The sequence below is a fragment of the Streptomyces sp. NPDC093085 genome (assembly GCF_040683935.1).
In the GTDB taxonomy this organism is placed as follows: domain Bacteria; phylum Actinomycetota; class Actinomycetes; order Streptomycetales; family Streptomycetaceae; genus Streptomyces.
The window spans coordinates 788,176-801,968 of record NZ_JBFBFB010000002.1 but is presented as its reverse complement, the minus strand read 5'-3'; the positions used below and the strand labels follow the sequence as shown (position 1 = coordinate 801,968).

General features: G+C 71.5%; 13 protein-coding genes. 3 read left to right on the top strand and 10 right to left on the bottom strand.

Going from position 1 to position 13,793, the window contains the following annotated elements; translation table 11 throughout:
* Nucleotides 1–183: 183 nt before the first annotated feature.
* Complete coding sequence (locus tag AB0O07_RS10170; protein ID WP_365630362.1) at nt 184–1,695, top strand: alpha/beta hydrolase; 1,512 nt, start codon at nt 184–186, stop codon at nt 1,693–1,695.
* A 63-nt stretch (nt 1,696–1,758) separates the two neighbouring features.
* Here the strand turns inward: AB0O07_RS10170 and AB0O07_RS10165 are convergent, their stop codons facing one another.
* Nucleotides 1,759–2,475, bottom strand: a complete 717-nt coding sequence (locus tag AB0O07_RS10165; protein WP_365629906.1) for a lysophospholipid acyltransferase family protein — start codon at nt 2,473–2,475, stop codon at nt 1,759–1,761.
* Between the two features lie 177 nt (nt 2,476–2,652).
* On the opposite strand from AB0O07_RS10165, the gene AB0O07_RS10160 reads away from it, so the two are divergent.
* Nucleotides 2,653–3,423 (top strand): GntR family transcriptional regulator, encoded by a 771-nt coding sequence (locus tag AB0O07_RS10160; RefSeq protein WP_365629903.1) that lies wholly within the window; start codon nt 2,653–2,655, stop codon nt 3,421–3,423.
* On the opposite strand, the gene AB0O07_RS10155 is transcribed toward AB0O07_RS10160, so the two are convergent.
* From AB0O07_RS10155 to AB0O07_RS10115, 9 genes are all read right to left on the bottom strand, one after another.
* Nucleotides 3,406–4,449, bottom strand: coding sequence for a hypothetical protein (locus AB0O07_RS10155; RefSeq protein WP_365629900.1), 1,044 nt, complete (start codon nt 4,447–4,449; stop codon nt 3,406–3,408). The genes AB0O07_RS10160 and AB0O07_RS10155 overlap by 18 nt on opposite strands.
* Before the next feature lie 10 nt (nt 4,450–4,459).
* The gene (locus AB0O07_RS10150; RefSeq protein ID WP_365629897.1) at nt 4,460–5,038 is read right to left on the bottom strand and encodes a DUF624 domain-containing protein; all 579 of its coding nucleotides are present in this window, start codon (nt 5,036–5,038) and stop codon (nt 4,460–4,462) included.
* Nucleotides 5,038–5,937: a carbohydrate ABC transporter permease gene (locus AB0O07_RS10145; protein WP_365629894.1), complete on the bottom strand. Its 900-nt coding sequence runs from the start codon at nt 5,935–5,937 to the stop codon at nt 5,038–5,040. Before AB0O07_RS10145 ends, AB0O07_RS10150 begins: the two co-directional genes overlap by 1 nt.
* An 8-nt stretch (nt 5,938–5,945) precedes the next feature.
* The gene (locus AB0O07_RS10140; RefSeq protein ID WP_365629891.1) at nt 5,946–6,920 is read right to left on the bottom strand and encodes a sugar ABC transporter permease; all 975 of its coding nucleotides are present in this window, start codon (nt 6,918–6,920) and stop codon (nt 5,946–5,948) included.
* The gene (locus AB0O07_RS10135; protein WP_365629888.1) at nt 6,917–8,248 is read right to left on the bottom strand and encodes an extracellular solute-binding protein; all 1,332 of its coding nucleotides are present in this window, start codon (nt 8,246–8,248) and stop codon (nt 6,917–6,919) included. The genes AB0O07_RS10140 and AB0O07_RS10135 overlap by 4 nt, the downstream gene beginning before the upstream one ends.
* A gap of 87 nt (nt 8,249–8,335) precedes the next feature.
* Nucleotides 8,336–9,313: an aldo/keto reductase gene (locus AB0O07_RS10130; protein ID WP_365629885.1), complete on the bottom strand. Its 978-nt coding sequence runs from the start codon at nt 9,311–9,313 to the stop codon at nt 8,336–8,338.
* Nucleotides 9,310–10,194: an NAD(P)-dependent oxidoreductase gene (locus AB0O07_RS10125; protein ID WP_365629882.1), complete on the bottom strand. Its 885-nt coding sequence runs from the start codon at nt 10,192–10,194 to the stop codon at nt 9,310–9,312. Before AB0O07_RS10125 ends, AB0O07_RS10130 begins: the two co-directional genes overlap by 4 nt.
* Nucleotides 10,191–11,027: a sugar phosphate isomerase/epimerase gene (locus AB0O07_RS10120; protein WP_365629879.1), complete on the bottom strand. Its 837-nt coding sequence runs from the start codon at nt 11,025–11,027 to the stop codon at nt 10,191–10,193. Before AB0O07_RS10120 ends, AB0O07_RS10125 begins: the two co-directional genes overlap by 4 nt.
* 3 nt (nt 11,028–11,030) lie before the next feature.
* Nucleotides 11,031–11,843 (bottom strand): GntR family transcriptional regulator, encoded by an 813-nt coding sequence (locus AB0O07_RS10115; protein WP_365629876.1) that lies wholly within the window; start codon nt 11,841–11,843, stop codon nt 11,031–11,033.
* Nucleotides 11,844–11,970: 127 nt separating this feature from the next.
* Between AB0O07_RS10115 and AB0O07_RS10110 the strand changes: the two genes are divergently transcribed.
* Nucleotides 11,971–13,785, top strand: a complete 1,815-nt coding sequence (locus AB0O07_RS10110) for a dihydroxyacetone kinase family protein (RefSeq protein ID WP_365629873.1) — start codon at nt 11,971–11,973, stop codon at nt 13,783–13,785.
* Nucleotides 13,786–13,793 lie beyond the last annotated feature (8 nt).

Here is a 13,793-nt window from a genome sequence, read left to right as displayed (position 1 = left end):
GTTGGGTAAAGATATTCCCATACGATCTGTTCGGGGCGGCCTCGCCCGCGTAAAGATCCCGGGAAGCTCGTGGAAACGGCGCCGCACGGGCGGCGCCCCATCAGGGGGAGGTACCACGTGAGACGCACAGCGGTGCTCGGCTCGGCAGGCACGCTGCTCGCCGGCACGCTCATAGCGGGCGCCATGGCCGCACCGGCGGCCACCGCCGAGAGCCGGCACCAGGACGGCCCGGCGGCGTACGGCGCGAAGATCGCCGCCGAGCGCGCAGCGAAGAAGGGCATCGACTGGCAGGACTGCCCGGCCGACTGGGCGCTGGAGAAGCCCATCCAGTGCGGCTACGTCACCGTCCCGCTCGACTACACCAAGCCCGGCGGCCGGCAGATCAAGCTCGCCGTCGACCGTATCGGCGCCACCGGCACCCCGGGCGAGCGCCAGGGCGCCCTGGTCTACAACCCCGGCGGCCCCGGCGGCTCGGGACTCGCCTTCCCGCGCCGGGTCACCACCAAGAACGCCATCTGGGCGGAGACGGCCAAGGCATACGACTTCGTCGGCTTCGACCCGCGCGGGGTGGGCCGCTCCACGCCCATCTCCTGTGTCGACCCGCAGGAGTTCGTCAAGGCGCCCAAGGCCGACCCGGTCCCCGACAGCGAGGCCGACAAGCGCGCGCAGCGGAAGCTGGCGGCCGAGTACGCGGACGGCTGCAAGGAGCGCAGCGGCTGGATGCTGCCGCACATGACGACCCCCAACACCGCCCGTGACCTCGATGTCATCCGGGCCGCGCTGGGCGAGCAGAAGCTCAACTACGTCGGCGTCTCGTACGGTACGTACCTGGGCGCCGTCTACGGCACGCTCTTCCCCACGCATGTGCGCCGCATGGTCGTCGACAGTGTGGTCAACCCGTCGAAGGAGAAGATCTGGTACCAGGCCAACCTGGACCAGGACGTCGCCTTCGAGACCCGCTTCACCGACTGGCTGGAGTGGGTGGCGAAGAACGACGCCGCCTTCCACATCGGGAAGACCACCGCCGAGGTGCGTGCCCAGTGGAACACCCTGCGGGCCGCCGCCAAGAAGAACCCGCTCGGCGGGGTGGTCGGCCCCGAGGAACTGCTCGGTGTCTTCCAGAGCGCCGCGTACTACGACTCCGCGTGGGTCTCCACCGCGACCCTCTGGAGCAAGTACCTCGCCGGGGAGACCCAGCCGCTCATCGACGCCGGATCCCCCGACCTGTCGGACACGGCCGGCAACATCAAGTCGGAGAACGGCAACGCCGTGTACACCGCCGTCGAGTGCACCGACGCCAAGTGGCCCACCAACTGGCGCACCTGGGACCGGGACACCACCCGGCTCCACCGCGACCACCCGTTCCTCACCTGGTCCAACACCTGGATGAACCTGCCGTGCGCCACCTGGGGCGTCAAGCAGCAGACCCCGGTGGAGGTGAAGACCGGCAAGGGGCTGCCGCCGGTGCTGATCACGCAGTCCACGCGGGACGCGGCCACCCCGTACGCGGGCGCCGTCGAACTGCACCAGCGGTTCAAGGGCTCCCGTCTGATCACCGAGCGGGACGCCGGGTCGCACGGCATCACCAACCTGGTCAACCCGTGCGTCAACGACCGGGTGAAGGACTACCTGCTCACCGGCGCGCTGGACCGTACGGACGTGACCTGCGCCCCGCACGCCACGCCCAAGCCGTAGGGACGGCACGGTGAAAAGGGGGCGGCCGGTCCGATCCGGACCGGCCGTCCCCTAGGACCGTGCTCAGCGGCGCGGGCGGGGGAACTTCCGCGCCGGGGCGGACTTCGCCTCCTCGGCCTTCACCTCGGCCGCGTACCGGTCCACGTACTCCTGCCCGGAGAGCCCGAGGATCGCGTACATGATCTCGTCGGTGACCGCGCGGACCGCCGCCTTCTGGTGCTCCAGGCCGGCGTAGCGCGAGAAGTCCAGGGGCTCGCCGAACCGGATGGTGACCCGCTTGATCCTGGGGAGCACCTGGCCCGGCGGCTGGATCTCGAAGGTGCCGACCATCGCACACGGCACCACCGGCACCTGGGCCCTGATCGCCATCACCGCGACGCCCACCTTGCCCTTGTAGAGCCGGCCGTCGTGCGAGCGGGTGCCCTCCGGGTAGATCCCGAGCAGCTCCTTCCGGGCCAGGACGCCCAGCCCCTCGCGGATGGCGGCCTGGCCCGCCTCCTTGCCCGAGCGGTCCACCGGGATCTGCCCGGCGCTCCGGAAGAAGAACGCCGTCAGTCTGCCCTTGAGGCCGGGTCCGGTGAAGTACTCGGCCTTGGCGAGGAAGGTGATGCGCCGCTTGAGGATCGCGGGCATGAGGAAGTGGTCGGAGAACGAGAGATGGTTGCCGGCGACGATCGCGGCGCCGTCGGCGGGGATGTGCTCAAGACCCTCGATCCTGGGCCGGAACAGCAGCCGCAGCAGCGGTCCCAGCAGCACGTATTTCAGTACGTAGTAGAACAAGGGGAGCGCTCCTTACTGGCCCGACCAGTTACAGGACGGCGTTGTCCCAGGTCAACGGGTTTCCGGCGGACGCAAGTGTAGGGGCACCGGTCGCCGGTTGTAACCGTCTCCGGGGGCCGGCCGGGGGCGGATCCGCCGCCCGTCGTACGCCGGTCCCCGGGCGGCTACCCTCTGCGTATGAGTCTGAGTGATGCGGGCCCCTTCGATCGCCGTAGTCTCCGCGAGCGGTGCATCGCGTATCTCCGCGACCAGATCGTGTCCGGCGCGCTGAAGCCGGGGGAGCGGGTCAAGGAGGTCCAGCTCAGTGAGGAGCTCGGGGTCAGCAGGGGGACGCTCCGCGAGGCCCTGCGGCCGATCGAGGCCGAGGGGCTGCTCGTCAACAACGGCAAGGGGCGGATGCGGGTACGGAGCCTCAACGCCCGTGAGATCGCGGAGGTGTTCGAGGTCAGGACGGTGCTGGAGATCCTGGCCGCCTCGAAGCTCGCGGAGAGCCCCCGGCGCGCCGAGTTCGCCGCTCTGCTGGAGGAGAAGGTCAGGCTGCTGGACCGGCCGGGGCTGAGTTTCGGTGAGCGGATCGAGTTCGATCTCGGCTTCCACGCCCTCCTCTGCGAGCTCACCGAGAGCAGGACGCTGAGCACCTCCTGGAATCAGCTCATCAGCCAGATCCGGATGATGATCATCGCCGCCGGGCCGGACCGGGCCTCCGGCAGGATGCGCTGCGAGGACCATCTCCCGATCGTGGAGGCGATCCGGTCCGGCGATGTGACGGCGGTACGGGAGACCCTCACCCACCACATGGGCGACTTCGCCGACCGTTATGTCGGGGACGTGCTCGCCGAGGGTGCCGGGCAGGCGGATGCGCGCCGGTCGGATGCGGGCCGGTCGGATGCGGGCCGGTCGGATGCGGGCCGGTCGGACGTGGGCCGGGCGTCAGCGCACGCGTCGTAGCGTGGCGAAGAACGCCCGCTTCGTCGCGGTGCCGGCCCGCCAGTCGACGGGAACGGCCTGGTAGCCGTTGTGGTAGTCGCCCCGGGTCGGCCGGGGCGGGTCGGTGGTGACCGAACCGGGGTCGAAGTATCCCCAGGAGGCGCCGGCCGCGAGGGCCGCCTTCATGTGGTTGTGGGGCGCCTCGAAGTCGAAGTGGTCGTCCTCGTTGAACATGATGGGCTTCGGGGTGTACCCGGGGGTGGCCCTGATCTCCTCGACCATCTCCCGCAGCCGGTCGGGGGCGGGGGTCCCGTTGCCGTGGACCAGGATGTAGTCGGCCTCCCGGAGGACCTGTTCGGTGACGATGGGCGGGTGGGCGAGGAAGCTCGTGCTCACCAGCAGCCTGCGGCCCTCGTACGTGACCGACTTCGCGTGGGCGATCAGTTCGTGGACGCGTCCCGCCTTGATCAGGTCATGGGTGTAGTGCCGGTGCCAGTTGACCTCGTTGGCGATCTCCAGCAGCACATGGCGCCACTCCGAGCGGAGCACCCACGTACACACCTCGGTGATCGCCCGCCTGATCGCCGTCTCGTCGCGGAGCCGGTGGTCCTGGCCGTGGTAGAAGATGTCCAGGATGACGACGAGGCCCAGCCGGTCGGCCTCCTCGATGATGCGGCCCAGCCGCTCCCGGTACGCGTCCTTCAGCCGGCCCGATGCCGTGAACCCCGCGTTGTCCCAGGGCTGTTCGGTGGAGTAGCCCTGCGGGCTGCCGCCCTGCACGCCGATGGTGAACGCGTCGAGCCCGTCCGCCTTCCACTGGGGCATGGCGGCGAGGAACTCGCGGGTGTTGCGCTCGGCGTCCCAGACCCCGGTGTCCGGATAGGCCCAGAGGTGGGTCGTGCCGGGGTTCGCGTCGTCGAAGGCGCCGTTGATCATACGGCTGTTGAGCAGCAGCCCGTCGAGCGGGATGCCGTCGAGGGTGTGGCCCCGATGGGCGGTCTGCCCGTCGACCACGAAGTCCGTTCCCCGGATCTCGATCGAGGTCATGGAGGTCTCCTCAGGAAGATGTGGCGGCCAGCCGGGCGGCGGGCGCGGCGAGGACCAGCGCGGTGAGCGGCTGGACATAGAGGCAGAGGGCGGCGGTGACGGCGACGGCGGTGGTGAGCAGCGCCGGTGCGGGGTGCCGGACGAGGCGTTCGGCCGTACGGCGGAAGGCGTCCCGGACGCCCCGGTCCCCGGCGGCCAGAACGGGGACCAGGTTGGCGCAGAACCCCAGGTAAGGGAGGGCCACCGAGGCCAGCGCGACGGTCAGATACGGGCGCTGCCCCGCCATGTGCGGGACGATGACGGCGTTGACCGCGAGCAGTGCTCCGCCGGGCAGCAGGAGCGCGGCGGCGAGCGTGCTGGTACGGGCCGAGCGCCGCAGACGGGTGAGGAACGTGGCGAGTACGGGGCCCTCGTGGCCGGCGGCCCAGCCGCGTACCGTCGCGACCAGGGCGCAGGTCGCGGCCGGGGCGGTGACCAGCGGGGCGGCGCAGAGCGTCCAGGCGAGGCTGAGCAGCAGATACCGGCAGGCGGTGGCGAGGGCCTCGTAGAGGGGGCCCGCCCACCAGATCCGGGCGGGGTGGGCGGTCATCACTTCATCCCCGAGGTGGAGATGCCGTCCACGATCAGCCGCTGGAAGATCACGAACAGCAGGAGGGTGGGGAGCAGCGAGAGGGTGCTCATCGCGAACATGGGCCCGAACTCGGACTGCCCGGTTCCGTCGACGAACTGACGGAGGGCGAGGGGCACCGTGTACAGCTCCGCCTGGGAGACGTAGATGAGCTGGGAGAAGAAGTCGTTGTAGGTCCAGAGGAAGGTGAAGATCGCGGTGGTGACCAGCGCCGGGGTCAGCAGCGGGAGGATCACCTTGAGGTAGATCTGCCCCGGGTGGCAGCCGTCGAGCGCGGCGGCGTCGTCGAGGTCGCGCGGGATCCCCCGGATGAACTGCACCATCAGGAAGATGAAGAAGGCGTCCACGGCGAAGAACTTCGGCAGGATCAGCGGAAGATAGGTGTTCACCCAGCCGAGCGAGTGGAACAGGATGTACTGCGGGATGATCGTCACCTGCGCCGGCAGCATGATGGTGACCATCATCAGCGCGAACGCCACCCGTTTGAAACGGAATTCGAGGCGGGCGAAGGCGAAGGCGGCGAGCGAGCAGGCGATCAGATTGCCGGCGACCGCCCCGGCGCTCACGATCAGGGAGTTGAGCAGGGGCCGGCCGAAGGTGCTGCCGTCCGCCGCGGTCCAGCCGTCGGCGTAGTTGCCCGGGTTCCAGGTGCGCGGCAGCAGGCCGACGGAGCCGAAGATCTCGTCGGCGGGCTTGAAGGACGAGGTCAGGAGCCACACCAGCGGGTAGAGCATGGCGATGACGCCGAGGGTGAGGACGGCGTAGAGGGCGGCGCGGGCGCTCCGCCGGCCGAGGACGGCGCGGGCGGGTGCGGCGCGGTGCGGCGCGCCCTTCCCGACGGGGTGCGTGGTGGTTGTCATGGCCGCTCTCACTCTGCGTCGGAGTAGTGAACCCAGTACCTGCTGAGCCAGAAGTTGGCCGCCGTCACCGTGCCGATGATGACGAGCAGGACCCAGGCCATCGCGGCGGCGTACCCCATCTGGAAGTTGGTGAACGCGGCCTGGTACAGGTACAGGGTGTAGACGAGCATCGAATTGCCGGGGCCGCCCTGGCCGCCGCCGATGATGAACGCCGAGCCGAACACCTGGAAGGCGTTGATCACTTGGAGGATCAGGTTGAAGAAGATGATCGGGGTCAGCATCGGCAGGGTGATCGAGAAGAACTTCCGGAGACCGCCGGCCCCGTCGAGCGAGGCGGACTCGTAGATCTCGGCGGGGATCTGCCGGAGCCCGGCCAGGAAGATGATCATGGGGGAGCCGAACTCCCAGACGCGGAGCAGGATCAGGGTGCCCAGCGCCCAGTCGGGGTTGCCGATCCAGCTCGTCGTGGAGTGGATCCCGATGACGCCGAGGAGGGTGTTGAGCAGCCCGTCGGCGCCGAAGATCTCGCGCCACAGGATGGCGATGGCGACGCTGGAGCCGAAGAGGCTCGGCAGGTAGTAGAGCGCCCGCCAGACGCTCATCCCCTTGATGCCCCGGTTGAGGATCGTGGCCAGCAGCAGCGCGAAGGCGAGCTGGAGGGGGACGGCGACGGCCACATAGACCGCGGTGACGGTGAGCGACTGCCGCCAGAGCGGGTCGGCGGTGAACATCGTGGTGTAGTTGCCCAGGCCGGCCCAGCGCGGGGCGGTCAGCAGGTCGTAGTCGGTGAACGACATGACCAGCGAGGCGAGGAGCGGGCCCAGGGTCAGAAAGACCAGGCCGATGATCCAGGGGGTGAGGAAGAGCAGGGCCCACCTGTTCTGGGGGCGCCGGCGGGCGGTGGCGCCGGGTGGCGCTCCGGTGGCGGGCGGTCCGCCGGCGGCGGCCGGGGCCGCGCGCCGGAGACCGGTGGTCATCGTCATGCCAGGAACCCTCCGGCCTGGGAGAAGAAGCTGTCGGTACCGGCCGCGACGGACTGCTGTCCGGTCGCGATGGCCTGGCTGACCGTCACGAAGGTGGTCATCACCTGCGGGGAGCCCTTCGGGAACTCCTCGGCGAGGGTGGGCACGGGCCGGGCGAACTCCTTGGCGACGAGGTCCACGTAGTCGACGAAGAGCCGGTCGGCCCGGTCGTATGTGATCGCCTTGCGGAGTTCGAGGTTGGGCGGGGCGGCGAACTCCGCTTGCAGCACCCGTGCGGCGAGTTCGTCGTTGAGCATGAAGTCGATCAGCGCGGCCGCGTCCGCCGGATACCGCGAACGGGCGTTCACCGCGACCCAGTTGGAGGCCCGTACGAAGTGCCCGGACCGCGCGGCGCTCGGCATCGGCATGGTCGTCACGGCGAGTTCGCTCTTGGTGAGGGCCTGGAACGAGCTGAGCACATTGGGATAGATGAAGAAGGTGGCGGCCTTTCCCTGGACGAGCAGCGAGTTGCCGAAGCCGCCGGTGGTGGTCTGCACGGTGAGATCGCCGGGCGGGGCGGCGCCGCTCTTGCGCAGCTCGGCCCAGATCTCGAACCACGCCTCCATGTCGGCCTGGGAGAAGCCGAGTTTCCCGTCCTTGTAGAGTTCCTTGCCGCGCTGCCGGACGAAGATCTCGAAGCCGTTGAAGTCGGAGCTGTCGTCCATGGTGCCGTAATGGCCGCTGGGCGACTTCTTCGTCACGTCGTTGGCGAAGGTGATGAACTCGTCCCAGGTGTGGCCGGGTTCGGGGACGGACATCCCGATCGCGTCCAGGGCACCCTTGTCGTAGATCACCCCGTAGGCGTTGTCGCCGAGGGGGAGCGCCACCCGCTTCCCCTCGATGACCCCGCCGGCGATGGACGCCTTGTCGAAGTGCGCGAGGCCGAGGGTCTTCGGGGCGTAACGGTCGAGCGGCGCCAGGGCGTTCTTGACGGCGTACTGCGCCACCAGGTTCTGGAAGAGCGCGAGGGTGTCGGCGGCGGCGCCCCCGGCGATCTGGGTGGCCAGCTTCTGCGCGTAGGCGTCGTTGGAGAGCAGCTCAAGACCGACCTTGCCGCCGTGCTTCTTCGCGTAGAGCGCGTAGACCTGCTGGAGCTTCCGCTGCCGGGCGTTGGAGCCGTACGCGGACATGGTGAGGGGGACATCGCCCTCGGGGGTGGCCGAGGCCGACGGCGCTCCCCCGGAGGGGGCGCAGCCGGTCATCGCGAGGGACGCGGCCCCGGCCGTGGCCAGGCCGTAGCCCAGCACGGAGCGCCGGGAGGGGCCGGTGGGGATGGGGTGCATGGACATGCCTTTCTCCGTTGAAAGGGGGGTGCGGGGGAGTGCGGGAGGACGTGGGGGAGGGCGGCGCGAAGGGGGGGAGGGTCCGGTGGGGGATCAGAAACCTTCCATCCGGTGCGGGACGTAGCACTCTTCGAGGGAGGCCGTCTCGTCGGCGTCCAGGGCGAGTTCGACCGCGGCGACGGCGTCGTCGAGGTGGTGGGGGCGGGTCGCGCCGACGATCGGCGAGGCGACGGCGGGGCGGTGCAGCAGCCAGGCGAGCGCGACCTGCGCGCGGGTGGCCCCCCGGGCCCCGGCGATCTCGGCGACCCGGTCGCTGATCTTCCGGTCCTCCGCCTCGGCCTGCTGGTACAGCGTTTTGCCCAGCGGGTCGGTCTTGATCCGGTCGCTGCCGGTGTCCCACGGCCGGGCGAGCTTCCCCCGGGCCAGCGGGGACCAGGGCAGCAGCCCGACCCCCATGTCCTCGCACATGGGGTGCAGCTCCCGTTCGTCCTCCCGGGTCAGGAGGTTGTACTGGCTCTGCATCGCGATGAACGGGGTCCAGCCGTGGAGCCGCGCGGTGTACTGGGCCTTGGCGAACTGCCAGGCGTGCATCGAGGAGGCCCCGAGGTAGCGGGCCTTGCCCGCCTTGACGACATCGTGGAGCGCCTCCATGGTCTCCTCGACCGGGACGGTGGGGTCCCACCGGTGGATCTGGTAGAGGTCGACATGGTCCGTCCCCAGCCGGCGCAGGCTCGCGTCGATCTGCTCCATGATGTGGCGGCGGGAGAGCCCGCCCCCGTTGGGACCCGGCCGCATCACCCCGTGGACCTTGGTCGCGATGACGACCTCCTCCCGGCGGGCGAACTCGCGGATGCAGCGGCCGAGGATCTCCTCGCTGTGGCCGAGGGAGTAGATGTTCGCGGTGTCGAAGGTGGTGATGCCCAGCTCCAGGGCGCGCCGGATGAACGTACGGCCGGCCTCCTCGGGGAGGGTCCAGCCGTGCGCGCCCCGGCCGGGGTCGCCGTAGCTCATACAGCCGAGGGTGACGGCCGAGACTTCGAGCCCACTGGCGCCGATCTTGCGGTACTTCATCTCTGCGGCTCCTTCTGGTCCTGCTGGAACATGGCGATGACGCCGGAGTCGTCGATCCGGCCCAGCCCCTGACGGGCCGCGCGGGAGAACAGGCCGGCGGCCTGCTCGGTGAGCGGGGTCGGGGCGCCCGCCTCGCGCGCCGCTTCGAGCACGAGGGACGAGTCCTTGACGAAGATGTCGATGGCGCTCAGCACCGGCGGGGCGGTCTCGCCGAGCATGCGCGGCCCGCGGTCGCTGAGCATGAACGAGGCGGCGGCCCCGGTCTCGATGGTGGCGAGCACGGTGGCCGGGTCGAGCCCGAGGGCGCGCGCGAAGTGCAGCGCCTCGCCCGCCGCCGCCAGATGGACGGAACAGAGGAGCTGGTTGACGAGTTTCACGGCCTGTCCGTCGCCGACCCGCTCACCGCAGCGGGCGATCCGCGCGGAGAACAGCTCCAGCAGCGGCAGTACGGGGGCGAGGACCTCGGGGGCGGCACCGGCGAGCACGGTGAGTTCGCCGCTCACGGCGCGGACGGCGCCGCCGGTGACCGGCGCGTCGACCACCCGTACATCCAGGGCTTCGAGCCGCCGGGCCGCCGTCACCACACTCTCCACACCGACCGAACTCATGATGACGACGGTGGTGCCGGGCGCCAGCCCCTCATGGACCCCGTCCGGGCCGAAGAGCGCCGCGTCGAGCTGGGCGGGCGTGGCCACCATCACGACGACCGCGTCCGCGCCCCGTACCGCGTCGGCCGGGCTCGCGGCGGACCGCGCGCCCTCGGCGACCAGTTCGCCGGTCCGGCCCTGGTCCGGGTCGAAGACGGTCACCGGATGGCGGGCCAGCACCCGGCGGGCCATCGGCAGCCCCATGGCGCCCACACCGACGAACGCGACGTTCACCGCGCCTCCCCGACGGTCGAGGGCGATACGGCGCCGAGATGGCGCAGGGCGGAACGCACTTCCTCCTCCTTCGTGGCGAACGGTGTGTCGTGGGTCTCCAGCTCCAGGACAAGCGGGCCCGTGAACCCGGCCGCCGCCGCACCGGCGAGCACCCGGCCGAAGTCCACCTCGCCCTGCCCCATCGGCCGGCCGATGTCCCCGGGGACGGCGTCCCGCAGATGGACCACCGAGACGCGCTCCGCGAAGCGGGGGAACACCTCGGCGGGGTCCTCGCCCGCCGCCCGTACATGCGAGACGTCCCAGACCTGGCTGATGCCGGGCGCCAGCCCCGCCATCAACTCGGCGGTCCGCGCGAGGGTGTTGACCAGCCGCAGATAGTGGGGCGCCTCGACGGTCAGGGCGACCCCCGCCGCACCGGCCCGGTCGGCGACGGAGTTGAGCCCGTCGGCCACCCGCCGTATCTGCTCGGCCGGCGGTTCCCCGCTCTGCTCGGGCTCCCCGCAGGTGAGGACCAGACGGGGGCTCCCCGACTCCGCGCAGAAGTCGAGCAGCCGGAGGATCGCGTCCCGTACCTCCGGCGCGGCGCCCGCCGTGTTGAACGAGCCGGGGTCGGCGTTGACGCTGGTGACCGGCAGGCCCGCCGCGCGCACCTGCCGCGCGACCGTGGCCAGGGCCGCCGCGCTCCCGGTCGGCGGTACGTGTTCACAGAGGCCCGCCAGCGCGCCCAGGTCGACCTGGCGGAAGCCCAGCGCGGCGACGGTGTCGAGCGCCCGGGGCAGTTCGTAACCCCGGAAGGTGATGGTGGAGCAGGAGAGTTGGGGGGATAGCGGCACGAGTCATCCAGTCTCTCGGTCGTGAGGGGAGGCGGAGGAGTCAGTGGAGGCGGAGGAGTCAGAGGAGTCAGTGGAGCCGGAGGAGTCAGAGGAGTCAGTGGAGCCGGAGGGGGCGGAGGGGGCCGCCGGGGCCTCCCCGGCCGCCGGGGGTGGAGCGGCCCGCGCGTCGTCCACGTAACGGCGGGCGAAGTCGCCCATGTGCGCCGAGACGGTGGCGGCCACATGGGCGGGGTCGCCGGTCCCGATCGCCTCCGCGATCGCGACATGGTCGTCGTACCGCATCCGTCCTGAGGCCCTGGCGGGTCCGGCCGCGATGATGATCATCTCGATCTGGCCGATCAGCCGGCCCCAGACGGTGGCGAGTGTGGCGCTGCCGGTGAGCCGGCAGAGCGCCGCGTGGAAGGCCAGGTCGAGCGCGATCTGCTCGCCGAAGGAGAGCCCGGGACGCCTCAACGGCTCCAGCACCCGGCGCAGTTCGGCGGCGGAGTCGGCGCGGTCGGCGCGCAGCGCCAGCTTGGTCGCCGCGAGCACTTCGAGGGCTTCGCGGACCTCGAAGACCTCGACGATCTCCTGGGCGGAGAGCTCCCGGACGAGCAGATGCCCCCGCCCGTCGCCCACGACGAGCCCTTCCGCCTCCAGCAGCCGCAGGGACTCCCGGAGGGTGCCGCGACTGACCCCCAGCTCCTCGCTGAGGGCCGCCTCGACGATGTGCTCACCGGGGCGGAGCGCGCCGGAGATGATCCGGTCCCGGACGAAAGCCGTGCACCGTTCCCGGAGTGTGCTGCGGCCGAGGATGGCCTGAACACCGTTGGTCATGACGAGAAGTAAGAACTGTTGACATTTTTTTGTCAACAGTTACGGTGGCGAAACATCGGACACGGGCCGGGCGGGCACCACCGCCGGAGCCGGTCGGCGGAAGACCCCAGAAGGAGATGCGACGTACGTGACGCGACTGTGGAACGCACCCGACGACTTCCCCGACGAGATGCTCGCGGGGTTCGCCGCGGCCCACGGCCGCTGGGTACGGCGGGTGCCCGGCGGGGTCGTCCGCTCGACCCGGGCCCCGGAGCCGACGGTGGCGCTGGTCATCGGCGGCGGATCGGGGCACTACCCGGCCTTCGGGGGGCTCGTAGGACCGGGGCTGGCCCATGGCGCGGCGGTGGGCAACCCGTTCTCCTCGCCCTCGGCACAGCAGGTCCTCTCGGTCGCCCGCGCCGCGGCGCAGGGCCGGGGAGTGCTCCTCTCGTACGGCAACTACGCGGGCGACGTCCTGCACTTCGGCGCGGCCGAGGCCACCCTGCGGGCCGAGGGAATCGACTGCCGCACCGTGCGCGTCACCGACGACATCTTCAGCGCGCCCGCCGACCGGACGGACCAACGGCGCGGTATCGCGGGGGACTTCACCGTCTTCAAGATCGCCGGAGCGGCGGCGGCCGCCGGACACGACCTCGACGGGGTCGAGGAGCTGGCGGGGCGCGCCAACGCCCGTACCCGCTCCCTGGGCGTCGCCTTCTCCGGCTGCACGCTGCCGGGCGCCGCCGCCCCGCTCTTCACGGTCCCCGAGGGGCGGATGGCCATCGGCCTGGGCATCCACGGCGAACCGGGCATCGGCGAGGCGGAGCTGCCCACCGCCGACGGACTCGCGGAACTCCTCGTCGAACGCCTCCTCGACCCGGCGGAGACCCCGGTGGAGGGCGGCGCCCACGGCGCCCGGGTGGTGGCACTGCTCAACGGGCTCGGCTCGGTGAAGTACGAGGAGTTGTACGTCGTCTACCGCCGGGTCGCCGAACTCCTCGGCGGTGCGGGCGTGACGGTCGCGGACGCGCAGGTCGGCGAGTACTGCACCAGCTTCGACATGGCCGGGGTCTCGCTGACCCTGCTCTGGCTCGACGACGAACTGGAGGAGCTGTGGCGGGCCCCGGCCGAGACCCCCGCGTTCCGTACCGGCACCGTCGACACCGCCGCGCTCCGGCCGGCCGCGCTTCCTCAGGACCAGCCGGCCGGAGCCGACGGAACCGGCGGCGCGGAGGGCACGGAGGGCGCGGACGGGGCGGCGCCGCTCCCGGAGTCGTCCGACGCCTCCCGCCGGCTCGCGGCCCTGATCGCCGCCCTGCTCGCGGAGGCCCACACCGCCATGGCCGCCTCGGCCGAGGAGCTGGGCCGTATCGACGCCGTGGCGGGCGACGGCGACCACGGCACCGGGATGCGGCGCGGCACCCGCGCGGCGGCGCGGGCCGCCGGGGCCGCGGCCGGGCGGGGCGCCGGGGCGGCCACCACGCTCGACCATGCCGCCGGCGCCTGGTCCGACCGGGCGGGCGGGACCTCCGGCGCGATCTGGGCGGTCATCCTGCGGGCGATCGGGCGGGAGCTGGGCGACGAACGCGAGGCCACCCGGCACGACCTGGCCGCCGGGCTGCGCCGTGCGGTCACCGAGGTCACCGCCTTCGGCAAGGCGGCGGTCGGCGACAAGACACTGGTCGACGCGCTCGTACCGCTGGCCGACACCTTCGCCGGGGCGGTGGCGGCGGGGGAGCCGTTCGCCGTCGCCTGGCCGAAGGCGGCGGCAGCCGCGACCGCCGCCGCCGACGCCACCGCGACGCTGCTGCCCCGCCTCGGCCGGGCCAGAACCCACGGCGAACGCTCCCTGGGCACCCCCGACCCCGGTGCGGTCTCCCTCGCCGCCCTCGCCCGGGTGGCCGGAGACTCCCTCCCCTCTTCCGCCCCTGCTGCCATCACCCCTTCCTCCACGCCTTCCTGACCCGAAGA